Source organism: Vreelandella gomseomensis, from assembly GCF_031451645.1.
GTDB lineage: Bacteria > Pseudomonadota > Gammaproteobacteria > Pseudomonadales > Halomonadaceae > Vreelandella > Vreelandella gomseomensis.
In genome coordinates, this window is the sequence record NZ_JARWAI010000007.1 from 151,440 (window position 1) to 176,854 (window position 25,415).

General features: G+C 63.5%; 25 protein-coding genes. 12 read left to right on the top strand and 13 right to left on the bottom strand.

The window, feature by feature from the left end; genetic code table 11:
- Positions 1-69 precede the first annotated feature (69 nt).
- From QC815_RS10990 to QC815_RS11030, 9 genes are all read left to right on the top strand, one after another.
- Complete coding sequence (locus tag QC815_RS10990) at positions 70-1,485, top strand: ethanolamine ammonia-lyase subunit EutB (protein ID WP_230447139.1); 1,416 nt, start codon at positions 70-72, stop codon at positions 1,483-1,485.
- A complete protein-coding gene (gene eutC, locus QC815_RS10995; RefSeq protein WP_230447138.1) occupies positions 1,475-2,311 on the top strand; it encodes an ethanolamine ammonia-lyase subunit EutC in 837 nt (278 codons plus the stop codon). Before QC815_RS10990 ends, eutC begins: the two co-directional genes overlap by 11 nt.
- A 115-nt stretch (positions 2,312-2,426) precedes the next feature.
- Positions 2,427-3,869 (top strand): ethanolamine permease, encoded by a 1,443-nt coding sequence (gene eat, locus QC815_RS11000; RefSeq protein WP_310539730.1) that lies wholly within the window; start codon positions 2,427-2,429, stop codon positions 3,867-3,869.
- An 86-nt stretch (positions 3,870-3,955) separates the two neighbouring features.
- The gene (locus QC815_RS11005; RefSeq protein WP_230447136.1) at positions 3,956-4,459 is read left to right on the top strand and encodes a CIA30 family protein; all 504 of its coding nucleotides are present in this window, start codon (positions 3,956-3,958) and stop codon (positions 4,457-4,459) included.
- Positions 4,460-4,575: 116 nt separating this feature from the next.
- Positions 4,576-4,995 carry a photoactive yellow protein gene (gene pyp / locus QC815_RS11010; RefSeq protein ID WP_230447135.1) on the top strand — a complete coding sequence of 140 codons (420 nt, stop codon included), beginning with the start codon at positions 4,576-4,578 and terminating at the stop codon, positions 4,993-4,995.
- A gap of 91 nt (positions 4,996-5,086) precedes the next feature.
- A complete protein-coding gene (locus tag QC815_RS11015) occupies positions 5,087-6,217 on the top strand; it encodes an AMP-binding protein (protein ID WP_310539733.1) in 1,131 nt (376 codons plus the stop codon).
- Between the two features lie 36 nt (positions 6,218-6,253).
- Positions 6,254-7,822, top strand: a complete 1,569-nt coding sequence (locus tag QC815_RS11020; RefSeq protein WP_230447133.1) for an HAL/PAL/TAL family ammonia-lyase — start codon at positions 6,254-6,256, stop codon at positions 7,820-7,822.
- A gap of 79 nt (positions 7,823-7,901) precedes the next feature.
- Positions 7,902-9,653 carry a bifunctional isocitrate dehydrogenase kinase/phosphatase gene (gene aceK / locus QC815_RS11025; RefSeq protein ID WP_310539736.1) on the top strand — a complete coding sequence of 584 codons (1,752 nt, stop codon included), beginning with the start codon at positions 7,902-7,904 and terminating at the stop codon, positions 9,651-9,653.
- A 32-nt stretch (positions 9,654-9,685) separates the two neighbouring features.
- Positions 9,686-10,399, top strand: a complete 714-nt coding sequence (locus QC815_RS11030; RefSeq protein ID WP_230447131.1) for an SIR2 family NAD-dependent protein deacylase — start codon at positions 9,686-9,688, stop codon at positions 10,397-10,399.
- A gap of 5 nt (positions 10,400-10,404) precedes the next feature.
- Here QC815_RS11030 and bioA read toward each other — a convergent pair whose 3' ends face one another.
- The 6 genes from bioA to bioB are packed head-to-tail and all read right to left on the bottom strand — an operon-like array spanning position 10,405 to position 16,098.
- A complete protein-coding gene (gene bioA / locus QC815_RS11035) occupies positions 10,405-11,676 on the bottom strand; it encodes an adenosylmethionine--8-amino-7-oxononanoate transaminase (RefSeq protein WP_310539738.1) in 1,272 nt (423 codons plus the stop codon).
- Positions 11,673-12,380 (bottom strand): dethiobiotin synthase, encoded by a 708-nt coding sequence (bioD, locus tag QC815_RS11040; RefSeq protein ID WP_310539740.1) that lies wholly within the window; start codon positions 12,378-12,380, stop codon positions 11,673-11,675. The genes bioA and bioD overlap by 4 nt, the downstream gene beginning before the upstream one ends.
- Positions 12,377-13,174, bottom strand: coding sequence for a methyltransferase domain-containing protein (locus QC815_RS11045; protein WP_310539742.1), 798 nt, complete (start codon positions 13,172-13,174; stop codon positions 12,377-12,379). The genes bioD and QC815_RS11045 overlap by 4 nt, the downstream gene beginning before the upstream one ends.
- Complete coding sequence (locus tag QC815_RS11050) at positions 13,171-13,887, bottom strand: alpha/beta fold hydrolase (protein WP_310539743.1); 717 nt, start codon at positions 13,885-13,887, stop codon at positions 13,171-13,173. Before QC815_RS11050 ends, QC815_RS11045 begins: the two co-directional genes overlap by 4 nt.
- Positions 13,875-15,029, bottom strand: a complete 1,155-nt coding sequence (gene bioF, locus QC815_RS11055) for an 8-amino-7-oxononanoate synthase (RefSeq protein ID WP_310539745.1) — start codon at positions 15,027-15,029, stop codon at positions 13,875-13,877. The genes QC815_RS11050 and bioF overlap by 13 nt, the downstream gene beginning before the upstream one ends.
- Complete coding sequence (gene bioB / locus QC815_RS11060) at positions 15,016-16,098, bottom strand: biotin synthase BioB (protein ID WP_230447125.1); 1,083 nt, start codon at positions 16,096-16,098, stop codon at positions 15,016-15,018. The genes bioF and bioB overlap by 14 nt, the downstream gene beginning before the upstream one ends.
- Positions 16,099-16,254: 156 nt before the next feature.
- Here bioB and QC815_RS11065 point away from each other — a divergent pair, with 156 nt between their 5' ends.
- The 3 genes from QC815_RS11065 (at position 16,255) to QC815_RS11075 (ending at position 17,916) form a co-directional block, all read left to right on the top strand.
- Positions 16,255-16,560, top strand: coding sequence for a nucleotidyltransferase domain-containing protein (locus tag QC815_RS11065; protein WP_230447124.1), 306 nt, complete (start codon positions 16,255-16,257; stop codon positions 16,558-16,560).
- A complete protein-coding gene (locus tag QC815_RS11070) occupies positions 16,557-17,036 on the top strand; it encodes a hypothetical protein (RefSeq protein ID WP_230447123.1) in 480 nt (159 codons plus the stop codon). The genes QC815_RS11065 and QC815_RS11070 overlap by 4 nt, the downstream gene beginning before the upstream one ends.
- Before the next feature lie 97 nt (positions 17,037-17,133).
- Positions 17,134-17,916 (top strand): tRNA-uridine aminocarboxypropyltransferase, encoded by a 783-nt coding sequence (locus QC815_RS11075; RefSeq protein ID WP_230447122.1) that lies wholly within the window; start codon positions 17,134-17,136, stop codon positions 17,914-17,916.
- A gap of 54 nt (positions 17,917-17,970) precedes the next feature.
- Here the strand turns inward: QC815_RS11075 and QC815_RS11080 are convergent, their stop codons facing one another.
- The 7 genes from QC815_RS11080 to def all read right to left on the bottom strand — a co-directional run bounded on the left by QC815_RS11080 (position 17,971) and on the right by def (position 25,408).
- Complete coding sequence (locus tag QC815_RS11080) at positions 17,971-19,221, bottom strand: TraB/GumN family protein (RefSeq protein ID WP_310539748.1); 1,251 nt, start codon at positions 19,219-19,221, stop codon at positions 17,971-17,973.
- 44 nt (positions 19,222-19,265) lie between these two features.
- Entirely contained in the window at positions 19,266-20,714 is a 1,449-nt protein-coding gene (locus QC815_RS11085) for a TrkH family potassium uptake protein (protein ID WP_230447120.1), read from the bottom strand.
- Between the two features lie 49 nt (positions 20,715-20,763).
- Positions 20,764-22,137: a Trk system potassium transporter TrkA gene (gene trkA, locus QC815_RS11090; RefSeq protein WP_230447119.1), complete on the bottom strand. Its 1,374-nt coding sequence runs from the start codon at positions 22,135-22,137 to the stop codon at positions 20,764-20,766.
- Positions 22,138-22,260: 123 nt separating this feature from the next.
- Positions 22,261-22,467: a dodecin gene (locus QC815_RS11095; RefSeq protein WP_230447118.1), complete on the bottom strand. Its 207-nt coding sequence runs from the start codon at positions 22,465-22,467 to the stop codon at positions 22,261-22,263.
- Positions 22,468-22,519: 52 nt separating this feature from the next.
- Positions 22,520-23,854 (bottom strand): 16S rRNA (cytosine(967)-C(5))-methyltransferase RsmB, encoded by a 1,335-nt coding sequence (rsmB, locus tag QC815_RS11100; RefSeq protein WP_310539753.1) that lies wholly within the window; start codon positions 23,852-23,854, stop codon positions 22,520-22,522.
- Positions 23,851-24,834 carry a methionyl-tRNA formyltransferase gene (gene fmt, locus QC815_RS11105; protein ID WP_230447116.1) on the bottom strand — a complete coding sequence of 328 codons (984 nt, stop codon included), beginning with the start codon at positions 24,832-24,834 and terminating at the stop codon, positions 23,851-23,853. The genes rsmB and fmt overlap by 4 nt, the downstream gene beginning before the upstream one ends.
- A 61-nt stretch (positions 24,835-24,895) precedes the next feature.
- Entirely contained in the window at positions 24,896-25,408 is a 513-nt protein-coding gene (gene def, locus QC815_RS11110) for a peptide deformylase (RefSeq protein ID WP_230447115.1), read from the bottom strand.
- Positions 25,409-25,415 lie beyond the last annotated feature (7 nt).

The window sequence follows — 25,415 nt, forward strand, 5'->3', positions numbered from 1 at the left end:
AAGCAGGTTTTATACCTTGATGCGCCGTTGGCGCGGTGTAAAAGCCGCCATAACAAAAAGGAAATCACCATGGCAAAAACCTATCACACCACGGTGGGGAGCCGCAGCTACCGCTTCGCGAGTCTGGCCGAACTGATGGCCAAAGCCACCCCGGCCCGTGCCGGTGACCGCCTGGCGGGGGTGATGGCGGAAAGTGCTGAAGAGCGGGTGGTCGCTCAGATGGTGCTGGCGGAACTCCCGCTGACCACCTTTTTGAACGAGGCGTTGGTTCCCTACGAAGCGGACGAAATCACGCGGCTGATCATCGACGACCACGATGCAAAGGCCTTTGAGCCCCTCCGCCACCTCACCGTCGGCGACTTTCGCAACTGGTTGCTCTCCGACCACGCTACCAGTGAGGTGTTAGCAGACGTAAAAGCGGGGATTACCCCCGAAATGGCCGCTGCCGTCAGCAAGCTGATGCGCAACCAGGATCTGATCCTGGTGGCCAAGAAGTGCCAAGTCACCACGGCGTTTCGTAACACCATCGGTCTGCCGGGGCGGCTCTCCACACGGCTGCAGCCCAACCATCCTACCGATGACGTTACCGGCATTGCCGCCAGCATTCTCGACGGGCTGCTGTACGGCAGCGGTGACGCGGTGATTGGCATCAATCCGGCCACTGATAACGTCGCCCAGAGCGTCAAGCTCATGCGCCTGATGGACGAGGTGATTCAGAAGTATCAGATCCCCACCCAGTCCTGCGTACTGACCCACGTGACGAACACGCTGGAAGCGATCGAGCAGGGCGCCCCGGTCGATCTGGTGTTTCAATCGATCGGTGGCACCGAAGCCACCAACCGCAGCTTCGGCTTCGACTTGAGCACCCTGGCTGAAGCCGACGCGGCGGCGCAGTCGCTCAACCGTGGCACGGTGGGGCGCAACGTGATGTATTTCGAAACCGGTCAGGGGAGCTCGCTGTCCGCCGACGCCCACCACGGGCTCGACCAGCAAACCTGCGAGGCACGCGCCTACGCAGTGGCGCGCAAGTTCAATCCGCTGCTGGTCAATACCGTGGTGGGGTTTATCGGCCCGGAGTACCTGTTCGACGGCAAGGAGATCACCCGTGCAGGCCTTGAAGACCACTTCTGCGGCAAGCTGCTGGGCGTGCCCATGGGCTGCGATGTTTGCTACACCAACCACGCCGATGCCGACCAGAACGATATGGATAACCTGCTGACGCTGCTCGGCGTGGCGGGCTGCAACTTCATTATGGGCATCCCCGGCTCAGACGACATCATGCTCAATTACCAGACCACGTCCTTTCATGACGCGCTCTATGCACGGCGGGTGCTGGGGCTCAAGGCAGCGCCGGAGTTCGAGCGCTGGCTGGAAGACATGCAGATTTTCCAGGATGTCAGCACCCACCGGCTTAACGACCAGCTGCCCGCCGCCTTTGCCAATAGCCTGCGTCACCTGCCCGAGGAGCCGCGACATGACCGATAAACCCTCGTCGCCTATCGTCGTCGACAACCCCTGGGAGCGGCTTAACGCCTTCACCGACGCGCGGATTGGCCTGGGGCGTGCGGGCATCAGCCTGCCGACCAGCAAGCTGCTGGCCTTTCAGCTAGCTCACGCCCAGGCCCAGGACGCCGTTCACTGTCCGTTGGATGTTGAAGCGCTTGGCGCCGAGCTGAGCGACACGCTGGTCTTGGCCCGCGCACCGATTGGCCTGCACAGCCAGGCTCACAACCGCGCCACCTATCTTCAGCGGCCCGACTACGGTCGGCGTCTCGACGATGAAAGTCGCGAGCATCTCCAGCAGGCCGCCGTATCCCAGCAGCGCCATGACCTGGCCGTGGTGATTGTCGACGGGCTGTCCGCCCTGGCGGTGCAGCAGAACAGCGCGCCGTTTCTCGACGCGCTCCATCAGGCGCTCGGCGACGACGCAAGCGACTGGCGGCTAGCCCCGCTGACCATCGTTGAACAGGGGCGGGTAGCGATCGGCGATGAGATAGGCGCACTGCTCAACGCCGACGCCGTGCTGGTGATGATCGGCGAGCGGCCGGGGCTCAGCTCGCCGGACAGCCTCGGGCTGTACATGACCTGGGCGCCGGAACCAGGCCTCAGGGACGACCGGCGCAACTGTATTTCCAACGTGCGCCCGGCGGGTCTGGCGGTTGAGGAGGCCGCGAGGCGCTTTTGCCTGCTGCTGAAAGACGCCCGCCAGCGCAAGCTCTCGGGCGTGCAACTCAAGGATCGCAGCGAGGACGACGTGCTGGAAGGTGATTCGGCATCCGGCTCAACGCGTAACTTTCTGGTGGCGGATTAGCGTCCTCCCGCAAGCGATACCCTATAACAACGATCACACAACAATACGGAACCCGCTTCGTCACCACAGCACGCCGCTTACGACGATGACGTTCCACACTGAAAAGGGCATAACGATGACACAACCATTTGTCGATCAGGCATATCTGGCCAAGCGCCAACTGCAAAGAGGCACCGCCGGCTGGATGCTGCTGGCAGGGCTTGGGGTTTCCTACGTGATTTCCGGCGACTTCGCCGGCTGGAACTTTGGTATTGCCGAAGCGGGCTGGGGCGGCTTTGCGATTGCCGCCTGCCTGATGGCGCTGATGTATCTGGCGCTGGTGCTGTCGCTGGCTGAAATGTCCGCAGCCATCCCAGCGGCAGGGGGCGGCTACAGCTTTGCCCGCCAGGCCATGGGCCCCGCCGGCGGCTATTTGACCGGTCTTGCGGTATTGATCGAATACGCCCTGGCGCCGGCGGCGATCGTGATTTTCATCGGCTCGGCGGTGGAGGCGCTGCTCGGGATCAACGGGCCGCTCGTCTATCTACTGTTCTACGCGGTGTTTATCGGTATTCACCTGGCCGGTGTAGGCGAAGCGCTCAAGGTCATGATGGTCATCAGCGGCCTGGCAGTGTTTGCCATTCTCGCCACGGCAGTGGCGCTGATCGGGGATTTTGACGCCGCCAACCTGTTCGATATCGCGCCCACCGACGCAGCGGGCGCGAGCACCTTCATGCCGTTTGGCTGGTATGGCATCTGGGCGGCGCTGCCGTTCGGCATGTGGCTGTTCCTGGCGGTGGAAGGTGTGCCGCTGGCCGCCGAAGAAGCCAAGGATCCGGCACGCGACATGCCCAAAGGCATTATCGGCGCGATGCTGTTTCTGCTGTTCACCGCGCTGCTGGTGGTACTCTTGCTGGCCGGCGCGGCGGGTGCCGAGATGATCGGCCAGAGCGGCGTACCGCTGGTGGATGCGTTGAATGCCGCGGGCAGCCCGGCACTGGCGACCCTGGTGAATGTCCTGGGCCTGGCCGGGTTGATTGCCTCCTTCTTTTCGATCATCTACGGCTACAGCCGTCTGGTGTTTGCGCTTTCCCGGGCGGGGTATCTCCCCAAGCCGCTCTCCTTGACCAGCGGTCGCAAAGTGCCCCACATGGCGCTGATCGTGCCGGGAGTATTCGGCTTTCTGGTGTCGCTCAGCGGCGAGGGCGACCTGATCCTGGGCATGGCCGTGGTCGGTGCCACGATCTCCTACGCGCTGATGGCGCTGAGCCATATCATGCTGCGCGTCCAGCAGCCCGACCTGCCGCGTCCGTATAAAACCCCCGGCGGTGTGGTGACCTCGGGTATCGCGCTGGTGCTGTCATTGGTTGCGCTGACGGGCGTGTACGCCTTTGACCCCCGTGCCTTCAATTACACCATCGTACTGTTTATTGCCGGGGCGGCTTACTTCTTCCTGTATAGCAAACACAAGCTGGTGGCCAAAACCGCCGAGGAGGAGTTCGCCCTGGTGGTGGCATCGCCCGAAGAGCTGGAGCCCGGTCAAGCCGAAGCGCCGGCTACCGCCAACGCTAAACTGTAAGCGGGCCGCTGATTGGTCTACCGTGAAAACCCCCGGCACTAGCAACGGGGGTTTTTCTTACTTGATGCACAGTGCGAGGTGGTCGGATGACGTTGATCTTCGAGGAAGCAAGCGAAGCGCAGCGCTGGTACGCGGTGGATGACGGCGTCATGGGTGGCGAGTCGCACAGTACGTTCAGCGTGTCGAACGGTTTGGGGCAGTTTCATGGCGAGGTGTCGCTGGAGAACGGCGGCGGCTTTGCCTCGGTGCGCCGCGAGCCCAATGGGTTTGAACCCACGCTCGCGGATGCAAAGGGCATTGCCTTGACCGTAAAGGGCGATGGGCGTACCTATCAGCTGCGCTTGAAAAGCACGTCGCTGGGCGACGCCTCTGCCTATCGGGTGAAGTTTACGCCGGCTCAGGATGGCTTCGAGACGCTGCACTTTCCATGGCACGCCTTCGACGCCGTTCGGCGCGGCACGGTGTTAAACGATGCGCCACCTCTCCAACCTTCGGATATCACCCAGGTAGGGTTCTTGATCGCCGACCGAACCGCAGGGCCTTTCTGCTTGCAGGTGACCCATATGGCGGCATTACACCATGAGCGCTAATAACGCATCGACATCATTAAATAGTATTAGATGATTGCTCTGGATAGCAGATCCTGCTAACTTCAACATGCTTCATATAATATTTGTATATGTTTTGTACAGTGCGTGGCAAGTTGATGCACGCTAGCGCGCTCAATCTGGAGGTGATCGTAATGGCAATGGAAACGGTTCGATTTGGCGGCGATGATATTGAAAACTCGCTGGCAAAGATGGACGACAAGAAACTGGACGAATTAGCCTTCGGGGCGATTCAGCTGGATGCCAACGGCAAGATTGTCCAGTACAACGCAGCGGAAGGCGGCATTACCGGCCGTGACCCGAAAAGCGTTATTGGCAAGAACTTCTTTACCGAAGTAGCCCCCTGCACGCAAAGCAAAGAGTTCCAGGGGCGCTTCAAGGAAGGGGTCAAAAGTGGCGAGCTGAACACCATGTTCGAGTACGTGTTCGATTACCAGATGACGCCCACCAAAGTAAAAGTGCATATGAAGAAAGCCCTTTCCGGCGATACCTACTGGATCTTTGTCAAGCGTCTATAACTCCCCTCAAGAGCCGCCGGCGTATCGTTGCGCACCGGCGGCTTTTTTATAAGCACACCGTGCGTTATTAGCGTCGTAAAGGATGTTCAAGATGCCTCAGTGGCTAAGCGAAGCCGATTGCAAAGCCGTCCTGCAATCATTGCTGAGCGCGGAACTGGCTGCCTATCGAGGCACCCCCGCACCGGACTGGCAGTCTCCTCCCGCGATTGATTCCCTCGAACGGCTTCACCTGGCCGCCTGTGTCAACGAGTTCTTCTGTCTGCACGAAACGGGCGTGGAAGATCGCCTGCTGATGACCCAGCACGTCGATGACTGGGCCGCTCTGGTGGCCCATGCCGTTTCCGACACCTCGGGGCTGACGTTCAGAACCTCGGGCAGCACCGGGGCGCCCTCCGCTCACCTGCATCGCTGGGACGCCATCGAGGCGGAGGCGCATGCCTTGGCGCAGCGTCTTGCCTCGCGGGGAGCGATCAACCGCGTGGTTCGCTGGCTGCCCCTGCATCATCTTTACGGTTTCATGCTCGGCGTGGCGCTGCCGGGGGTGGCAGGTGTGCCGCGCATCAGCGTTGACGCCGCCGCGCTGCCGTCGCTATCGCCCGGCGACCTGGTGGTCACCGTCCCGCCTCGCTGGGACTACCTGGCCGTCTCGCGCCGCGCCTGGCCGGACGCGGTGGTCGGCGTCTCGTCCACCGCCCCGCTGGCTGCCGAGACCTCGCAGGCGTTACTTGCCAGCGGGCTAAGCGAGCTGCTGGATATCTATGGCAGCACCGAAACCGGTGGGGTAGCGACTCGCTGGCACCCGGAGTCAACGTATCAGCTGCTCGCCCATTGGCAGCGCCTTGATGCGCACCATATTCAGCGCCTGGGTGGCCGAACCGCCACACCGCTGCTGGATCACACCCACTGGCTGGATGACGACACCTTCACGCTCCAGGGGCGCCATGATGACGTCGTGGCGATTGGCGGCGTCAATGTCAGCCCTGGCCATGTGGCCGAGCGCCTGCGCGGACTGGAAAGCGTGGCTGACTGCGCCGTACGCACCACGGCGACATCGGCAAAGCGGCGTTTGAAAGCCTTCGTGGTGCCGGTGGAAAGCGAGCAACACACCGCGCCCGAGATCGCCCAGGCCATCAGCCAGTGGCCCGCCGCCGAGCGCCCCGTTGCTATTACCTACGGGGATGCCTTACCCACTAACGCGATGGGCAAGCTCAAGGACTGGTAGTTCGACAAAGCAAGCTTTAACACAGGAAATATTGACATGGACGACGGACGTCGCTCGCTTGAAGAGATTGAACAGATCGCCCTGGGGCGTCGGTCACTTACCCTGTCGGAGGATGAGGAGCGTGCGGTCACCAGGGCCCACGCGTTTCTGTGTGAGGCTATCGACCAGCGCCGTCGAATCTATGGCGTGACGACCGGTTACGGGCCGCTGGCTACGACCAACGTCGACCCCAAGCAGTCTGCCCTGCTGCAACAGAATCTGGTGTATCACCTGTGCAGCGGGGTGGGCGAGCCGCTGTCGCTCCGCCATGTGCGTGCCATGATGGTGGCGCGGCTGACCAGCCTGGTGCGCGGACACTCCGGGGCCAACCCCGTGCTCATTGATCGGCTGCAAGCGTGGCTGGACGTTGATTTAGTACCTGAAGTACCTGCGCGCGGCACCGTCGGCGCCAGCGGGGACCTGACGCCGCTGGCGCACCTGGCACGGGCACTCAGTGGAGAAGGGCGCGTAAGCCTGCGCGGTGGGCGCTGGATACCCAGTCGCGAGGCTCACCAGCAGCTGGGCTGGAAGCCGCTGGTGCTGCGGGGAAAAGATGCTATCGCGCTGGTCAATGGCACCTCGGCCACGGCGGGGATCGCCGCCTTGAATGCCACGGCAGCCCAGCGAGCGTTAAAGCTCAGCACCTTGTTGGTGCTGCTGTATGCGGAGCTGCTGGCTGGGCATCGGGAGGCCTTTCATCCCGCCATCGGTGAGCTGCGTCCGCACCCTGGCCAGCGGCAGCTGCATCACTGGCTATGGTCGCTGTCGGCAGACAGTGGCGCGCTGACTCCCTGGCAGCCCACGCCCGAGCCGCTGCCCGATATGCCCGACAATATCGAGCAGCATCGTCCGTTACCCCAGGATGCCTATACCTTGCGTTGCGCCCCGCAGGCCCTGGGAGCAGTCTGGGATGTGGTCGAACAGCATGCCCAAACGGCGCGTATCGAGCTGGAAGCCGTCACCGATAACCCACTGCTTTTTGCCGATGACGATCTCGTCCTACACGGCGGTAACTTCTTCGGTCAGCAGCTCGCGTTTGCCAGCGATTACCTCAACAATGCCCTCATTCAGATGGCGCTGTACAGCGAGAGGCGCATCGCCCGGATCACCGATCCCGCGAAGAATAAAGGGCTGCCGGCGTTCATGCAGCCGCTGGATACCGGGCTGCACAGCGGCTTCATGGGCGCTCAGGTCAGCGCCACGGCGCTGGTTGCCGAGTTGCGCAGCCAGGCCATGCCCGCCTCGATTCAGTCGATTCCCACCAACGCCGACAACCAGGATATTGTCCCGCTGGGCACCATTGCCGCGCGGCGTGCGAGTAACAGTCTGGAGCAGCTTTATCAGGTGTTGGCGATCGAAGCGCTGGTGCTGGTGCAGGGCGCCGAGCTGAAAAACATGTCATCGCTCAGTCTGGCTTCCCGCTCCCTGTGCACATGGGTACGTGAGTTGGCGGCACCGCTCGAACAGGATCGACCGCTGGCGGAAGACATCGCCAGGCTGGCACAGGCGCTGGCCGACCCGGACAAGACGGCGTCGCTGACCGCGCTGCTGGATGCCGAGGGCTAGTTGTTTAGTCCCACCAAGGTCGCCTCGCATGTAGTGTCCGGTTACGCCAAGCTGGTCAAAACGATCAGGAGCCCAGCCCGTGAAACTTTCTCCCGCGTATCGCCTGGCGGCCACCGTGCTACACGGTTTTGATGAGTACCGCGCTCGCTTTAAACAGATTACCTATGATGCCAGCCGTCGCTTTCGCGAGGCGGCCTGGCGCGATGCCCAGCAGGCCTCGGCGGCGCGCATCAATCTTTACGGGGAGAAAGTCGACGATACCCTGGGCCGGCTGCAGCGTACCTTTGCCCACGAGGTGCTGGCCCACTGCGAGACCTGGCGCGAAGCGCGCACCCACTACGCCGACCTGATCAGCCAGCGGCTCGACTACGAACTGGCCGAAACGTTTTTCAATTCGCTGTTCTGTTCGGTGTTCCAGCACCGTCATATCCGCAACGACTGGATGTTTGTCTACAGCTCCCGGGAGGATGCCGCCCATCACTCGGGGATTGACCTGTGCCGTCGTCATCCGGTGAACGGTGATTGGCCCGGTGCCCTGGCCTGGGCCCTTGGCGATGCCCCGTTCGACAACCGGTTTGCCGACCTTGAGCGCGATACCCGGCTTGGCAGCGAGCTACTGGACGCCCAGCTTCCCGAGGCGATACGGCAGGCCGACGACGCCCAGATCGAGCTTTTGAACAGCGTGTTCTATCGCAACAAAGGGGCTTATCTGGTCGGTCGCATCCTGGGCGGCGGCGAGCAGGTGCCGCTGGTGTTACCGATTCTCCACGGCGAGGGCTTTGGCGAGCAGCAGGGCGGCGACCCTTGCCTTCATCTGGATACGGTGCTGACCGAAACCGATGAAGTCTCGATCATCTTCTCGTTTACCCGGGCCTATTTTCAGGTGGATGTGCCGGTGCCGGGGGAGTTCGTCCAGTACCTGAAACAGCTGATGCCCCACAAGCCGGCGGGAGAACTCTACGCCGCCATCGGTTTCTTCAAGCACGGCAAGACCGAGTTTTTCCGGGCGCTCAATCAGCAGGTGGCCAAGCGCGAGGATCAGTTCATTATCGCCCCCGGAGTGCGCGGCATGGTGATGGCGGTGTTCGTGCTGCCCACCTTCCGGACGGTGTTCAAGATCATCAAGGACAAGTTCGACCCCGCCAAAGACGTGACCCATGCCGTGGTGCGCGAGAAGTATCGGCTGGTTAAGCGTCACGACCGGGTCGGCCGCATGGCGGATACCCAGGAGTTCTCCAACTTCATCGTGCGCAAGGATCACTTCGATCCGGCGTGCCTGGAGCATCTGCTGGAGGTGGCGCCCTCGACGGTCTCGCTCAAGGACGACAAGGTGATCATCAAGCACTGCTATACCGAGCGCATGATGACGCCGCTGAACATCTATCTGGAGGAGTGCAGCGAGGCAGAGCAGGTGACGGTGCTCAAGGATTACGGCAACGCCATCAAGCAGATGGCGGCGGCCAACATCTTTCCCGGTGACATGCTGCTGAAAAACTTCGGCGTGACGCGGCACGGGCGGGTGATCTTTTACGACTACGACGAAGTCTGCTATCTCACCGAATGTCGCTTCCGGCACATGCCGAAAAACCAGGGGATGGATGCCTCGAGTATGTCCATCGGCCCCAACGATATCTTCCCCGAGGAGTTTGGCCCCTTCATGTTCGCCAATGCGGCGCTACGCCGCGTGTTCATGGAACAGCACCCGGAGCTCTTCGACCCCGACTACTGGAAAGAACTGCAGCGGGCGATCGTCGATGGCCGGGTGATCGACGTTTACCCTTACCGCAACAAGCAGCGTTTCGCGGGAACCGTCGGCCAACTGGTATATTAGAACGAACAGAAGGCGATAAAGATGAGGATATCATGACATCAACGCCACACCTGGTGGTATTTACCGGTTCGGGTATCAGCGTCGAAAGCGGTATCAAGACGTTTCGCGCCAGCGACGGCCTCTGGGAAGAGCACCCGGTGGAAGAGGTGGCAACGCCCGAAGGCTGGCGACACGACCCGGAGCGGGTGCTGACCTTTTATAACCAGCGCCGCGACCAGATCCGCAAGGCCAAACCCAACGCTGCTCACAAGGCGCTCGCCGCCCTGGAGCAGGATGGGTTCAAGGTCAGTGTCATTACCCAGAATATCGATGACCTGCACGAACGGGCCGGATCCCGTCATGTGCTGCATCTACACGGCGAGATTCTCAAGGCCCGCTCCACCGTGGACGGGCGGCTGCGCTACCCGCTGCCCAAGGGCGGCATTGCCCTTGGCGACGTGTGCGACAAGGGCAGCCAGCTGCGCCCCGACGTGGTGTGGTTCGGTGAATCAGTGCCGCTGTTCGAGGATGCCTGCGAGATCGCAAGCCAGGCGGATTTTTTCCTGGTGGTGGGCACGTCCCTTGCGGTAATGCCCGCCGCTTCGCTGCTCTCGTACATCGAGCTGGACACCCCCTGCGCACTGGTCGACCCGGATGCCGATACGTTAACGCCGCCGGGGGTGCTGGCGATCAACACCACCGCCGGCGAAGGCGTCCCTGCGCTGGTCAATCAGTGGCGTAAACAAGGTAATTTGGTTCTACCTTGAACCGTCTAACTTTCCAGAAACCATGCCTTCATCACGTCGGTAATCCGGGTCATCTCGGCCTCTGAGGTGATGTAGGCGGGCATGGTGTACAGCCAGCGGCCGATCGGGCGCAGCCACACGCCGTGCTTCCGGGCGAAGTCACCCACGCCTTTCAGCGTCTCGGCCGAGTGTGCCTCGATGACCGCCGTGGCGCCCAGTACGCGCACGTCGGCCACCGCCGGATGGTGGTTGAGCGCGTCATCGTCGAGCAGCTCGCGGCTAAGCAGTTGGCTGAGCGCGGCGATCTTGCCCCGATAATCGTCTTCCTCAAACACCCGCAAACTTTCCAGCGCCACCCGGCAGGCCAGCGGGTTACCCATGAAGGTGGGCCCGTGCATAAAGGCGTGGTGGTCGCTGTCGCCGATAAAGGCATCGTGAATGCGGTCCGTGGCCAGCGTCGCCGCGTGCCCTAGGTAGCCCCCGGTGAGCCCCTTGGAGAGCACCATCATATCCGGCGTGACGCCCGCGTGGTCGGCGGCGAAAAGCTCGCCGGTGCGGCCAAAGCCGGTGGCGACCTCGTCGAAGATCAGCAGTACCCCAAACTCATCGCACAATGCCCGCGCCCCGCGCAGATAGTCCGGTGAGGTCATGTTGAGCCCGCCCGCGGCTTGCAGCAGCGGCTCCATCAGCAGCGCGGCAATCTCGTGGTGATGGCGCTCAAGCACCTCGCGCAGGGCGCCAAGATCGTGCGCGACCTCAGCGGCAGTGGCATTGAAGGGCGCCGTGGGTGCCGGTGCGAAATGGTGCTGGGGCAGCAGCCCGGCAAACAGGCTGTGCATGCCTTCTTCCGGGTCGCACACCGCCATGCAGCCGGCGGTGTCGCCGTGGTAGGCCTTCATCAGCGAGAGCATCTTGCGCTTGCCGGGGTGACCGGTGAGTACCTGGTACTGCAGGGCCATTTTCATCGCCACTTCCATGCCTACCGAACCGCTGTCCGAGTAGAACACGTGGTTCAGCCCGTCCGGGGTGATGCGCACCAGCTCACGGGCTAACGCGTTGGCGGGTTCGTGGGTCAGGCCGCCGAGCATCACATGGCACAGCTCGCCGGCCTGTTCGCGAATGGCCGCGACAAGGCGCGGATGACCGTAGCCGTGGATCATGCACCACCAGGAGCAGGTGGCGTCCAGCAGGCGCTCGCCGCTTTCCAGGGTAAAGTGAGCGCCGCTGCCGCCCACGACCTTGGGAGCGGGCGCTTGGGTTTTAAGATGCGCGTAGGGGTGCCAAACGGGCGAATTCATTGCGGCTCCAGGGTGAGTAGCGGTGCCAGGGAAAGGTAATGGTGGGCGGTAGCGGCTGCCGGCGTATTGAGAAACGGGAGGATGCCCAGGCAGGGGGCCGGCAAGCGGTGCTCGAGGACGGCCAGGTTGGCGGCATAGCGTGACGGGTCAGCGGCAAACGCTGGATCCACGACGCTGCCGACCCAGCCGGCGAGAGGCAGGCCGTCGGCCAGTATCGCCTCGGCGGTGAGCCGGGCGTGATTCAGGCAGCCAAGCTTGAGACCCACCACCAGAATCACCGGCAGGTTCATGGCGCGGGGGAGGTCGCAAAAATCCGCGTGCGCGTTGAGCGGTACCCGCCAGCCCCCCGCGCCTTCGATCAGCGTCAGCGTGCGCGGGAACTCTTCAAGCGTGGCCGCCAGCGTCGTGACGATGGCGTCGAGGCTCAGCGGATCACCGGCCTCGCTGGCCGCCAGGTGCGGCGCGATGGCCGGTTCAAACGCCCAGGGATTGACCGTTTCGTAGCTGACCGACGGGACGCTTTGCACCTGAAGGGCCAGAGCGTCGCGGTTGCGCAGCCCGTCAGGGGTGGCATCACTGCCCGAGGCAACGGGCTTCAGCCCCAGCGTGCTCAGACCTTGCGCGCGGGCGGCATACAGCAGGGCACTGGTGGCCAGGGTCTTGCCCGCGTCGGTATCGGTGCCGGTAATAAAATAGGTGCTCATGGTGTCTTTTCCAGGTGCAGGGTCAAACAGTGATAGCTCACCGGCAGGCCCTGGGGCTCGCGCAGGGCGTCATAGCGCGCGCGGGCGTCGGCCACCTCGCCACGGGTCAGCCGGGCGTTGGCGCGCGCCACCTGGGCGCCCACGCCCTTGATGGAGGCCATTACGGCGTTAAGGTCGGGGTAGTGAAACGTCCGCCAAGTCGCTGTTTGCTCCGCAAGCCCAAGCCCGCTATCGACCACGGTACGCTCGAGCTCGGCGGCACTGGGCGTGGTAAGCAGCGCCTCGGGGCGCTGCCAGGCGTCGGCGACTTCGCCAAGCGTGCCCGGCAATAGCGTGGTGATATACGCCTGGCCGCCGGGGGCAAGCACCCGATGAAGCGCCTGCATGACCGCGTCGCTGTCGCGGCACCATTGAATCGCCAGGTTGGAAAACACCAGGTCAAAGGCGCCGTCGGCAAACGGCAGCGCGGCGGCGTCGCCCTGATGCCAGGCAATCTGCTGGCCGTAACGCGCCTCGGCGTGGGCCAGCATGCCGGGGGCAATATCCAGCCCCGCCACTCGGGCATCGGGATAGCGCATTGCCAGCCGCTGGGTCCAGTAGCCGGTGCCGCAGCCCAGGTCCAGCACGCGCGGCCCGGCGCTTGTCGGCAGGCGCGCCCACAGCGCTTCACCGATATGCCGCTGGGCGCTGGCCAGGGCGTCGTAGCGCGGGGCCGCCCGGGAAAAGGCGCGGGCGACTTTCGCCTGCCAGTCAGGCGTCCTGGAAGCGGCGTGCGTTGGCGCTGCGATGCTCATACGGTGTCCTTGACGGCCAGCGCTGATGCCTGCTCGGCCAGCACGGCGGCGAGCGTCGCCGGCTGCGAGAGCATGGGGCAGTGCCCGGCATAGGCGAGACGACGAGCGCGGTCACGGGCGCGCTGGCCGACCAGCGGATCATGCTCGCCGACCAGGCGGATCACCGGGCAGGCAGGCGTGTTCAAACGCTGGGTATTGTCGAGGGTGGCCAGCCAGTCAAGGCCGGCGGCCAGGGTGGCATGATCGGCGCTCGGCTGGTCGCCGAGCAGCGCCTGCAGCTGGCGATGGGCGTGACGGGGATTGGGTTCGCCCTGGGCCTGCCAGCGCAAGAAGTGCTGCCAGGTCACCCTGGGATCGCGGGCGAACGCGCGCCGAAAGCTGGCAAGCTCGTCGTCGCTGACGCCGTCATCGCCGCAAAAGCGCTCGCCTGCGCCCAGCAGGACGAGGCCGCGCGGTGCGGGCAGCGTGTCCAGCAGCGCGGTGGCCAACAGCCCGCCCAGCGACCAGCCGACCCAGACGGCATCCTCGGGAAGGCGGTCGACCATGGCGTCGGCCAGTTGATCCAGCGAAGCATTTTCCGGCAGTGCGGGCTGGTGGCCGTAGCCCGGCCAGTCGACGCTGAGCACGTCGATGTCGGCAGGCCAGTGGGCCTCAAGCGACGCCCAGATACGCCGGTCCACCCCCCAGCCCGACAGCAGCACTAGGCGTGGCATGCGGCCTCCTCGCGTTGGCAGGCGTTTAGTCCTTCCAGTAAGCGGTGGAGGTCAGCCTGAGTGTGCCGCGCGCTGAGCGTGATGCGCAGGCGGGCCTCGCCCTCGGGCACCGTGGGAGGGCGGATGGCGCCGACGCTGATGCCGCGCTGTGCGAGCGTGTCTGCCCACGTCATCACCCGCGCCTCGCTACCCAGCATCAGCGGTTGAATGGGGGTCGCCGAGTGGGCCAGCGGCAGGCCAAGCAACGGCGCTTCGCGACGGAAGGTAGCGATATGCTCGAAAAGCTGCCGGCGCCGCTGGGGCTCCTGGCGAACGATACTCAGCGCTTCCAACGTGGCGGCGGCAATGCTGGGCGGCTGGGCGGTGGTGTACACATAGCTGCGGGCAAACTGGGTGATATGCTCGATCAGCGCGGCATCGCCGGCGACAAACGCCCCTGCGGTGCCCAGCGCCTTGCCCAGGGTCCCCACCAGAATCGGCACGTCCTCGCGTGTGACACCCTCCACGCAGCCGCGGCCGTTCTCGCCCAGCACGCCAAACCCGTGGGCGTCGTCGATCATCAGCCAGGCGCTATGCTCGCGGCTGACCCGGGCAAGCGTGGCGATATCGGCGACGTCGCCATCCATGCTGAAGACCCCGTCGCTGACCACCAGCTTATGGGTGGCCGTGCTGCGGGCCAGCAGGCGCTGCAGATCCTCGCCATCGCGGTGGTGATAGCGTCGGGAGCGGGCGCCGCTGAGCGTCGCGCCGTCGAGTAACGACGCGTGGTTGAGACGATCCTGAAAGATGGCCGTGTGGGCGTCAGCAAGGGATTGCAGCACGCCGAGGTTGGCCATATAGCCGGTCGAGAACAGCAGGGCACGTTCGCGTCCAGTCCACTCGGCTAACGCCGCTTCCAGCGCCTCGTGGGTACCCAGGTGCCCGCTGACCAGGTGCGAGGCGCCGGCTCCGGCGCCAAAGCGCCGAGCACCCTCGGCCTGGGCATTCTGAACACGCGGTTCCTGAGCCAGGCCGAGATAGTCGTTGCCAGCGAAGTCCAGGGTCGCTGAAGGCTTGACGCGGCGCTTTCGCCATCGCCGTTGGCGCAGGCGGTCATCCCGCGCGCTGGCCAGTCGTTCACGCCAGGCGTCAGACACTGGCATCCACCGCCAGATCCGCCACGCGCTCGGCGCGGGCATGCTGCTCGGCCTGCTGGGCCAGGCGCTGGGCCTGGGTGGCCTCGTCTTCGCAGGTCTCGCGGCGCTCGGGGTGCAGCCCCAGCTTGGTGAACAGCGCACGGTCCCGATCGGCCTGGGGGTTGCCGGTAGTCAGCAGCTTGTCGCCGTAGAAGATCGAGTTGGCGCCGGCCAGAAACGCCAGCGCTTGGGTCGAGTCGCTCATCTGCTCGCGCCCGGCGGAAAGCCGCACGTGGCTTTGCGGCATCATGATGCGGGCCACGGCAATGGCGCGAATAAATTCGATGGGATCCAGATCCTCGACATTTTCCAGCGGCGTACCGGGCACTTTCACCAGCATGTTGATCGGCACGGATTCCGGTTGCGGCGACAGCTTGGCCAGCTGCTGCAAAAGCGCGCTACGGTCCTTGGCGTCCTCGCCCATGCCCAGGATCCCGCCGGTGCAGACCTTCATTCCCGCCTCGCGCACCGTGGCAAGCGTATCCAGGCGATCGCTGAAGGTGCGGGTGGTGATGATCTCGCCGTAGAAATCCGGCGAGGTATCCAGGTTATGGTTGTAGTAATCGAGCCCCGCCGATGCCAGGCGGCTGGCCTGTTCGCCGTCGACCATGCCCAGCGTCATGCAGGTTTCAAGCCCCAGGGCCTTGACCTGGCGAACCATCTCTTCCACCAGCACCAGGTCTTTATCCCGCGGGCTGCGCCACGCCGCCCCCATGCAGAAACGGCTGGCGCCGGCCTCCTTGGCTGCCTTGGCCTGCTCGACGACTTTCTCGATCTCCAGCAGCTTCTCTTTTTCCAACTGGGTGTTGTAGTGGCCCGACTGGGGGCAGTACTTGCAGTCTTCGGGGCAGGCGCCGGTCTTGATGGAAAGCAGCGTGGAAACCTGTACCGCGTTGGCATCGAAATGCGCCCGGTGGACCTGCTGGGCCTGAAACAGCAGATCGTTGAACGGCAGCGCGAAAAGCGCGTTGATCTCGTCGAGCGTCCAGTCGTGGCGTGGGGTAGCCGTGGCGGCGTTAGCGAAGGTGGCGGTCACAGGTAAACCTATATGCTTTTGAAAGTTGACGAGACTTTATCGGCGTCCCTGCTCAGGTGTCAACGTTGCAAGCTTTTTCGGTTTACGGCGGCTGTGAAGAAATATGCTAGCCTTTATGCAATGAAACCGTTAAAAAAGTAGGCGGAGAGGGCCGCTATGCGTTTGAGCGACTATCAGCGTCAAATGATTGTCCAGTCAGTAAAAAACTGCTTTGGGGCTCAGGCGCGTGTAAAGCTGTTTGGCTCTCGTACCGATGATAGTCGCCGTGGCGGTGATATAGATCTGCTGATCATCACCGACATGCAGGACGTCAACGATATTGTACGAGCCGAAATGCGCTGCCAGGTACAGCTACAGCAAGCGCTTGGCGAACAGAAAATTGATATGTTGATCGATTATCCCGGTCTGGGTAATCATCCCGCCATTTTCCGCATCGCCGAACAATCTGGTATTGCGTTATGACACAAGATAGTGTGCAACAGCGTCTACTTGCTGCCTGGCGTGAGTGTCAGCGTCATCGGCATTTCATTGGCTATGCGTTGTCGTCTTTGCAAATGTCGCTACCCATTACCGGCGAGCGCCTTACGCGACTCAGTGATGCGGAGGTCCAAAGTCTGGATCAATTCGTGCTTCGGTTTGGTAAATTGCAGGACGCTATTGGTGCGCGATTGCTTCCTTCTGTGCTGCTGTATTTACAAGAGCCGTATGAGGATCGCCCCATGCTGGATAAGCTACATCGTCTGGAAAAACTGGGCTATATCGAAGACAGTGAGCAATGGCAAGCACTGAGAATACTGCGAAATCGCTTCGCCCATGAATATCCGGATGATCCCGATAAAAATGCGGCGATCTTGACGCTGGCGATTGAGTCAGTGGCTAGTTTGACGTCTATTATGGAGCGGATTGACCAAAAGCTTGCGCTTTCTTCTGCCTCATAATCATTTTCTCGTAGTCCTGACCTCAGAGATACGCTTCTAGCTGATCAGCGCTACCCTGCTTTATACTCGGCGCCCCTTGCCAATCGTGGGAGCGCAGATGTCAGTTTCCGAGTCCGGTACGCACAATGCTGATGCCATTAGTCCAGGTGCCGAGAGAGATCCGGCGACGGGGCATCCGCGCCCGCCCCGGCGTGAGTTCAAGGCGAGGGGCAGCTTTGTCACGCGCTGTGAGGGCTGCAACCTGCCCGAGCTGAACTGTCTGTGCCCGTACCGGGTCACCGCCCAGAGCCACGCCCAGGTATGGCTGTTGACGCACCCGCTTGAGCACTTCAAGCCGACCAACACCGGGCGCTTGATTGGCGACGTGCTGGCGCAGACCCAGGTGTTTACCTGGTATCGCACCGCGCCGGATGCGCAGTTGATGGCGCTGCTCGAAGACCCGCGCTACGCGCCCTTTGTGATCTTTCCCGATGACCAGCCGGACTACGCTGACCGCGTGGTCTCGATGGAGGCGGTCAGCGACGCCAAACGCAGCGCTAAAATTCCGGTGTATATTCTGCTCGATGGCACCTGGCGTCAGGCGCGGCGTATCTTCCGCAAAAGCCCTTACCTGGACGCGCTGCCCGTTCTGCCGCTGCGTACCCAGCGGGAAACCCGCTATCGGCTACGCAAGCCGGCGTCCAGTGCGCATCTGTGCACCGCCGAGGTGGCCGTTGAGCTGTTGCGCCAGGGCGGCGACGAGACCGCCGCCGCCGTGTTGGACGACTACTTCGAAGTGTTCAACGACAGCTACGCCGCCAGCCGTTTTTACCATCGGATCGACGACCCAACCCCCGCGATGCAACGGCTGCTGGGCCGGCAGGCAAGCGGCCATGGTTAACGTTTTTACCGGCAGATAACAGCGCAACGCCCGCGAGGGCGGGCGTTGCGGTGATCATGCGCTGCTGCCAAACAGGGCGCCGGCGATCCTGAAGCCAGCGACCCAGGTACCCACCGCCGAGCCCAGCGTGGCGAGAATGAAGACCAGCAGCGTGCGCGACACGCGATTACGCCACCAGCCTTTGAGCTGCACGACGTCGTGGCGCAGGGTGGCGAAGTCGCGCACCTTGGGCTTGCGCATGTAAAGCTCAACGCCGGCGGCCACAAAGCCCGCGCCAATGGTGGGGTTGAGCGAGGTGAGCGGGGCGGCGAAGAAGGTGGCCACCACCGTGACCGGATGCGCCAGCGCAGCGATGGTGGCACCCGCGGACAGGATGCCGTTGATCAGGAACCACTCGGTAACCAGCTGCCAGCCGAGGTCGGTGTTGCGCGAGAAGCCAATGGCAAACCCCACCAGCACCAGGGCGGTGATCAGCCAGGGCGCCAGTTTCCAGAGCTTGGAAGGCGGTGGCGTGGCTTCCAGCGCGGCAATTTCGTCGCGGGGGTTATCGGGCAGCGGGGCATCCAGGTGCTCGCCGGTGCCTTTCAGGTGCCCGGCGCCCAGCACCACCAGCACGTTGCGGTAGCGCCCCGGGGGGGCGTCTTCGGCTAGGCGCAGCGCCATGTAGCGGTCGCGCTCGCGGATTAGCGGGCTGTACAGGGCTTCCGACTGGGCGGCAAATTCGCTGAAGGTGGCCTCCAGCATATCGCCTTCCTTGAGCTTCTCGATGTCTTCTTTCGAGACGTTATCCCTTGAAAGCACGCTGCCCAGCAGTCCGGTGAACAGCGAAAAGCGCTGCCACCAGGGCACATTGCGGTAGATGCGCCGCAGGGTGATGCCCACGTCGCGGTCGACCAGCAGCAGCGGCAGCCGGTGGGTCTGGCAGCTTTCCACCGCCGCGCGCATTTCGGCGCCGGGCTGAATGCCCGATTGTTCGGCGATGCGCTGCTGAAACGCCCCCAGCGCCAGGCTGGCGGCGACCATGCCGGCCTTGCCCTGCTTGAAGACCTGGAAGAGGTCCTGCTCGCCCATGGCGTCGGGGTTGGCCATGCTGTGATGGCGCGCATTGCAGAGCTCGATGGCGACGGCATCGAAGCCGCCGCTGTCGATCAGCTGGCGCACGTCATCGGCGCTCTCCACCGATACGTGGGCGGTGCCGAGCAGTGTATAGCGGGTATCCCCCACCGTGATAACCTTGAGCGGTCCGCTTGTGGCGGGCAGTGCGTCGCTATCGGGCACTGTCGGTGTCACATCTTCCTGGGTCATGAAAACGTCTCAACTCAACAAATAAACAGGCCGTACCGGTTGGATCAACGCCGCCAGAAAGCAGGCGTGAACAGCACCAGCACGGTAAAAATCTCCAGACGACCGAGCAGCATGGCCACCACCAGGATCCATTTGGCCGCTTCCGGCACGTCGCCGTAGTGACTGCTGGCTTCGCCGAGCGCCGGGCCCAGGTTGTTCAAGGCCGAGCCCACCGTTGACCAGGCGGTGACCTGGTCGACGCCCGTGGCCATCACCCCGACCAGCATCAGGAAGAACAGCAGCACATACACCGAAAAGAAGCCCCAGACCGCCTGGGCGATGCCGTCCGGAACGCTGACCTTGCCCACCTTGACGGCGATGACCGCGTTGGGATGAATCAAGCGCATGATCTCGCGCATGCCCTGCTTCATGATCAGGATGATGCGGATGACTTTCATACCGCCTGCGGTGGAGCCCGAGCACCCGCCGACAAACGCCGCCATGAACAGCAGAAAGGGCAGCGCGCCGGGCCACATGGAAAAGTCCGCGACCCCGAACCCGGCGGTGGTCGCCACCGAAACCACCTGGAAGACGCCGTGGCGCAGCCCGCGCCAGGTGTCGTAGGTATCGGTGATCCACAGCGACAGCACCGCGACCACGGACAGCCCAAGCAGGAACAGCATCAGAAAGCGCGCTTCGGGATCCTGGAAGTAGTGCGTCAGACGCTTTTCGCGCCAGGCGATGAAATGCAGGCTGAAGCTGAATGCCGAAATCAGCATGAAGCCCACGCAGATCATTTCGATGGTGGCGCTATCGAAGTAGCCGATACTGGCGTCGTAGGTGGAAAAACCGCCAATCGCCACGGTTGAAAAACTGTGCCCCAGGGCATCGAACCAGTCCATGCCGGCGGCCATGTAGGCCAGCATGCAGGCCACCGTCAGCGTGGCGTAGATGTACCACAGCGCCTTGGCGGTTTCGGTGATGCGCGGCGTCAGCTTGGAATCCTTCAGCGGCCCGGGAATTTCGGTGCGGTAAAGCGCCATGCCGCCTACGCCCAGGGTGGGCAGGATGGCGACCGCCAGAACCACGATCCCCATGCCGCCCAGCCACTGCAGTTGCTGGCGGTAGTAGAGGATGGACTCGGGCAAAAAGTCGATGCCGGTAATCACGGTGGCGCCGGTGGTGGTCAGACCCGAGAAGGACTCGAAGACCGCATCGGTGAGGCTCAGCGATTCATCGCCAAACAGCATCAGCGGCAGCGAGCCGAACAGCGCCAGCACCGTCCAGAACATCGCGGCGATGATGAACCCGTCGCGCACGCGCAGCTCTTTCTGGGCGTGGCGGTTGGGCAGGTAAAGCACCAGGCCGGTTGCCACGGAAATCCCCATGGCGATCAGGAAGGCTTCCCAGACGCCGTCGCGAAACCACGCGGATATCAGCATGGGGGGAAGCATGGTGAGGCTGAACAGCATCAGCAGCAGCCCCAAAATGCGCAAGATGACCCGCAGACTCATGGCTGCCGTGTGCTCCCCTGGCCGGTACGTCGTTGGCGGTGCAAACCCATCAGAAGAACGTCAGCCCCACCTGGAAGAGGCGCTCCACGTCGCGGATGCGCCGCTTGTCGATGACGAACAGAATCACGTGGTCGCCGCTTTCGATGACGATGTGATCGTGGGCGATCATGACCTCCTTGCCGCGCACGATCGCCCCGATGGTGGTGCCGTCGGGCAGGTCGATCTCGCGAATCGTACGGCCGACCACCTTGGACGACTGCTTGTCGCCGTGGGCGATGGCCTCGATGGCCTCCGCCGCGCCCCGGCGCAGCGAGTGGACGTTGACGATATCGCCGCGCCGCACGTGGGTCAGCAGGCTGCCGATGGTCGCCTGCTGGGGCGAAATGGCAATGTCGATCTCGCCGCCCTGAACCAGATCCACGTAGGCGGCGTTGTTGATCAGCGTCAGCACCTTCTTGGCGCCCAGGCGCTTGGCCAGCAGCGACGACATGATGTTGACCTCGTCGTCGTTGGTCAGCGCGCAGAAAATATCGCAGTCCTCGATGTTCTCTTCTTCCAGCAGCCGCTTGCTGGTGGCGCTGCCGTGGAGCACCACGGTGCGGTCGAGCCGCTCGGACAGCGTGGTGCAGCGCTCGAGACTGTGTTCGATGATCTTGACCTGCTGGCTGTGCTCCAGGTGCTCGGCCAGCCGCTCGCCGATGTTGCCACCCCCGGCAATCACCACCCGGCGAAAATCCCGTTCGACCCGGCGCAGCTCGCTCATCACCGCGCGAATATCGCGCCGGGCGGCGAGGAAGAATACCTCGTCGTCGGCCTCGATGACGGTATCGCCACGGGGGATGATCGGCCGGTTGCGGCGATAGATCGCCGCCACCCGGGTGTCCACGTTGGGCATATGGCGGCGCAAAAAGGCCAGATCCTGGCCGACCAGCGGGCCGCCGTAGAAAGCTTTCACCGCCACCAACTGAACGAGCCCGCCGGCAAACTCCAGCACCTGCAGCGCGCCGGGGTGTTCGATCAGGCGACGCACGTGGTCGGTGACCACCTGCTCGGGGCTGATCAGCACGTCGATGGGAATTGCCTCGTGGGCAAACAGCCCCTTGCGGGTCAGGTACGCCGAGGAGCGTACCCGGGCGATCTTGGTCGGAGTGCGGAACAGGGTATGCGCGACCTGGCAGGCGATCATGTTGATTTCGTCGCTGCTGGTGACGGCGATCAGCATGTCGGCGTCTTCGCCGCCCGCCTGGCGCAGCACGATAGGGTAAGAGCCGGCGCCGGTGACCGTGCGGATATCGAGTTTGGTATGCAGCTCGCGCAGTTTCTTGGCATCGGTATCAACGACGGTGATGTCGTTTTCCTCACCGGCGAGGTATTCCGCAAGGGTGCCGCCGACCTGGCCGGCGCCGAGAATGATAATTTTCATTGCTGAGCATCGGTTCCGTTAAAAGCGCCAGGGATCCTCGCCAACTGCGCGAGGCGGCCTATCGTGCGCTGCAATAAAGACGGCGGCCAGTGTAAACCAGCCGCCGCCGAAAAGCAGGTGGGATTATTCCAGGGTGAAGCCGACCTTGATCGTGACCTGCCAGTGCGCCACGCGGCCGTCTTCGATATGGCCCCGGGTGTCGATCACCTGCATCCAGCGCATGTGCTTGACGGTTTCAGACGCCTTGGCCAGCGCGCTCTGCACGGCATCTTCAATGCCTGTTTCAGAAGAACCGGTTAGCTCGATGTGCTTGTAGGTATGGTGACTCATGTTACCTCCGTCCGTGTCATGAATGCACTGCCGCGTGCAAGGCGAGTGCCTCTTAGGCAGCCCGCTTCTCTAGTCTGGCATAAAAAAAGCCATCGTGACTGCTCGCTTCGGGGAACAGTTGTCGTCCTTGGCCGCTGGGCATGCCCCAGGCGACGTCGTCCGGGGTGGTGACGATGGCATCGGGGGTGCGGGCAAGAAATGCCTCGACCTGCTCGGCATTTTCTTCCGGCAGTACCGAGCAGGTCGCGTACAGCAGCGTGCCGCCGGGGCGCAGCATCGCCCAGAGGTTATCCAGCAGCTGGCGTTGCAGGGTAGCGAGCTTGCCAATGTCGTCGGGGCGCCGCAATTTCTTGATATCCGGGTGGCGGCGAATGACCCCGGTGCCGGAGCAGGGCGCGTCCAGCAAGATGGCGTCATACGGCGTGGCGTTCCACCAGTCGCGCTGAGTGGCGTCGGCGTGCTGCAGGTCGGCGGTCAGGCCCAGCCGGCTCAGACTGTCGTCGACCCGTCCCAGCCGCTGGTTGTCGCTATCGATGGCGGTGAGCGTGATATCGAACTGCTCCAGCAGATGGGCGGTCTTGCCGCCGGGCGCGCAGCAGGCGTCCAGCACCCGTGCCCCCGGGCGCGGCGCAAGCGCCGGGCCGAGCAGCGCCGCGCTCAGCTGGGCGGCCTCATCCTGCACGCTGACCAGGCCGCGCTCGAAACCGGGCAGCGTGGAGACGTCGCAGGGCTGCTCCAGGGTGATGCCGTCCGGCGCGTGAACGCAGAGCTGGCCGCTCAACCCGGTTTCAGTGAGCAGCGACAGGTAGGTTTCGCGATCCTGATGGCGCTGGTTTACGCGCAGCGTCATGGGGCCGGGCTGGTTATTGGCTTCGGCGATGGCCTGCCACTGATCCGGCCATGCCTGACGCAGCGTTTTCAACAGCCAGGCGGGATGCTCGAGGGCGACGTGGGCATCGCGGTCGACCGTCGCCTCTAGAGCGGCGGCTTCACGCTGCAAGCGACGCAGGCAGCCGTTGAGTACCCGGGTTGCCCAGTCCTTGCCGAGCAACCGCGCGGCGCCAGCCGTTTCCCCCACGGCCGCATGGGCCGGAATGCGCATGTACAGCAGCTGGTAGATGCCGATCAGGAGCAAGGCCTGAACGTCGCTGTCGCGTTTTTTGAACGGCTGCTTGAGCAGTTGACCGGCCAGCGCTTCCAGGCGCGGCAAGCGCCGGCAGGTGCCGTAGCAGAGCTCTTTGAGCAGGCTACGATCCCGGGCAATCACGCTATGCTCATCCAGGCCGGCGAGAGACCCCTTGTCGGTGAGCACCGGGACGAGCCCCCGGGCGGCGGCGGCGCGTACTTCCAGGCCGCTGCCTTCCTTGGGTGCGCGAGGCTGATTCATGACGGTGCTCCTTCTTGCGGGCTGGGCCCCAGGCGGGTGCCCGGAGTGAGGCGTGTCTGGCGGGCGTTGAGCAGTTCGCGAACCGGCAGGGCCTTGCCCCCCGGCAGCTGGGCGCGGCTCACGCAGAGCACCTCGCGGCCGTCCTGGCCGCAGGCGATACGCAGGTGATCCTCGCCGTGGGGTAATAGCGTACCGGGGGCCGATGCGGGCTGTTCGCCGGGCTCGGCGCTGGCCGCCAGCAGGCGCAGGCGGTCATCGCCCAGGGCGCACCAGGCAACAGGCCAGGGGTTGAAGGCGTGAATGGTGCGTACCAGCTGTTCGGCAGGCTGATGAAAATCCAGCTCGGCCTCGGCCTTGGTGAGCTTGGCAGCGTAGGTCACGCCTTCGTCGGGTTGTGGCGTCGCGCTGACGGCGCCCGTGGCGAGTTCATCGAGGGTATTGATCAGGGCACTGGCCCCTTGAATCCCGAGACGGTCGTGCAAGTCGCCACCGGTGGTCTGGGCAGTGATCGGGGTGCGAACCTCATGGAGCATGTCGCCGGTGTCCAGCCCTGCATCCATCTGCATGATGGTGACGCCCGACACGCGGTCGCCCGCCTCGATGGCGCGCTGAATCGGCGCGGCGCCCCGCCAGCGGGGTAGCAGCGAGGCGTGCACGTTGAGGCAGCCCAGGCGCGGGATATCCAGAACGGCCTGCGGCAGCAGTAGCCCGTAGGCCACCACCACCATGACGTCGGCATCCAGCGCGGCAAGCGTCGCCTGGGCCTCGGCCGTTTTCAGGCTTGCGGGCTGATGAACCGGCAGCGCATGGTCGAGCGCCAACTGCTTGACCGGACTCGGGGTGAGCTTTCGACCACGCCCGGCGGGACGGTCGGGCTGGGTATACACAGCGACCACCTGATGCTGGCTTGCCAGCAGGGCGGCCAGGCTTGAGGCAGCAAATTCAGGCGTACCCGCGAAAACAACGCGCAATGATGACATGGAGACAGCGACCTGGCGGCAAAAGTAAATGTGGCAGTAACCTCGGGCAATGCAGTCGCTGTCAGGCGTCCTGCATCAGCTTGTGGCGTTTTTCCATTTTCTTGCGAATCCGGTCACGCTTGAGCGGCGATAGATAGTCGACAAACAGCACGCCTTCCAGGTGGTCGTATTCGTGCTGAATGCAGTGCGCCAGCAAACCGTCGGCTTCAAGCGTAAAGGGCTCGCCGTTGCGGTCCAGCGCTTTCAGCTCCACGCTCAGGTAGCGGGGCACCTCGGCATAATGTTCCGGGATCGACAGGCAGCCTTCGGAAAGCGGTTCCTGGGTGTCACCCAGCGGTGTGTACTGAGGGTTGATCATCACCAGCGGTTGCGACTGGTCGTCGCTGACATCCATCACCACCACGCGACGGTGGACGTCCACCTGGGTGGCGGCAAGGCCGATCCCCTTGGCGTCGTACATGGTGTCGAGCATGTCGTCGACGAGTTGGCGCACCTCATCGTCGACGGTCTGAACTGCTTGGGCCTTGGTGCGCAGGCGCTCGTCAGGAAATTCGAGAATGGCGAGTTTGGCCATGGCGTGA

Coding starts and splice junctions, on each gene's coding strand:
- QC815_RS11095 (WP_230447118.1), bottom strand. CDS start 22,467: ATGAGTCACCATACCTACAAGCACATCGAGCTAACCGGTTCTTCTGAA.
- def (WP_230447115.1), bottom strand. CDS start 25,408: ATGGCCAAACTCGCCATTCTCGAATTTCCTGACGAGCGCCTGCGCACC.
- eat (WP_310539730.1), top strand. CDS start 2,427: ATGACACAACCATTTGTCGATCAGGCATATCTGGCCAAGCGCCAACTG.
- QC815_RS11045 (WP_310539742.1), bottom strand. CDS start 13,174: ATGAGCATCGCAGCGCCAACGCACGCCGCTTCCAGGACGCCTGACTGG.
- QC815_RS11005 (WP_230447136.1), top strand. CDS start 3,956: ATGACGTTGATCTTCGAGGAAGCAAGCGAAGCGCAGCGCTGGTACGCG.
- fmt (WP_230447116.1), bottom strand. CDS start 24,834: ATGTCATCATTGCGCGTTGTTTTCGCGGGTACGCCTGAATTTGCTGCC.
- bioA (WP_310539738.1), bottom strand. CDS start 11,676: ATGAATTCGCCCGTTTGGCACCCCTACGCGCATCTTAAAACCCAAGCG.
- QC815_RS11050 (WP_310539743.1), bottom strand. CDS start 13,887: ATGCCACGCCTAGTGCTGCTGTCGGGCTGGGGGGTGGACCGGCGTATC.
- rsmB (WP_310539753.1), bottom strand. CDS start 23,854: ATGAATCAGCCTCGCGCACCCAAGGAAGGCAGCGGCCTGGAAGTACGC.
- pyp (WP_230447135.1), top strand. CDS start 4,576: ATGCACGCTAGCGCGCTCAATCTGGAGGTGATCGTAATGGCAATGGAA.
- QC815_RS11070 (WP_230447123.1), top strand. CDS start 16,557: ATGACACAAGATAGTGTGCAACAGCGTCTACTTGCTGCCTGGCGTGAG.
- QC815_RS10990 (WP_230447139.1), top strand. CDS start 70: ATGGCAAAAACCTATCACACCACGGTGGGGAGCCGCAGCTACCGCTTC.
- QC815_RS11020 (WP_230447133.1), top strand. CDS start 6,254: ATGGACGACGGACGTCGCTCGCTTGAAGAGATTGAACAGATCGCCCTG.
- QC815_RS11015 (WP_310539733.1), top strand. CDS start 5,087: ATGCCTCAGTGGCTAAGCGAAGCCGATTGCAAAGCCGTCCTGCAATCA.
- bioD (WP_310539740.1), bottom strand. CDS start 12,380: ATGAGCACCTATTTTATTACCGGCACCGATACCGACGCGGGCAAGACC.
- QC815_RS11075 (WP_230447122.1), top strand. CDS start 17,134: ATGTCAGTTTCCGAGTCCGGTACGCACAATGCTGATGCCATTAGTCCA.
- QC815_RS11065 (WP_230447124.1), top strand. CDS start 16,255: ATGCGTTTGAGCGACTATCAGCGTCAAATGATTGTCCAGTCAGTAAAA.
- QC815_RS11030 (WP_230447131.1), top strand. CDS start 9,686: ATGACATCAACGCCACACCTGGTGGTATTTACCGGTTCGGGTATCAGC.
- bioF (WP_310539745.1), bottom strand. CDS start 15,029: ATGCCAGTGTCTGACGCCTGGCGTGAACGACTGGCCAGCGCGCGGGAT.
- QC815_RS11080 (WP_310539748.1), bottom strand. CDS start 19,221: ATGACCCAGGAAGATGTGACACCGACAGTGCCCGATAGCGACGCACTG.
- eutC (WP_230447138.1), top strand. CDS start 1,475: ATGACCGATAAACCCTCGTCGCCTATCGTCGTCGACAACCCCTGGGAG.
- QC815_RS11085 (WP_230447120.1), bottom strand. CDS start 20,714: ATGAGTCTGCGGGTCATCTTGCGCATTTTGGGGCTGCTGCTGATGCTG.
- trkA (WP_230447119.1), bottom strand. CDS start 22,137: ATGAAAATTATCATTCTCGGCGCCGGCCAGGTCGGCGGCACCCTTGCG.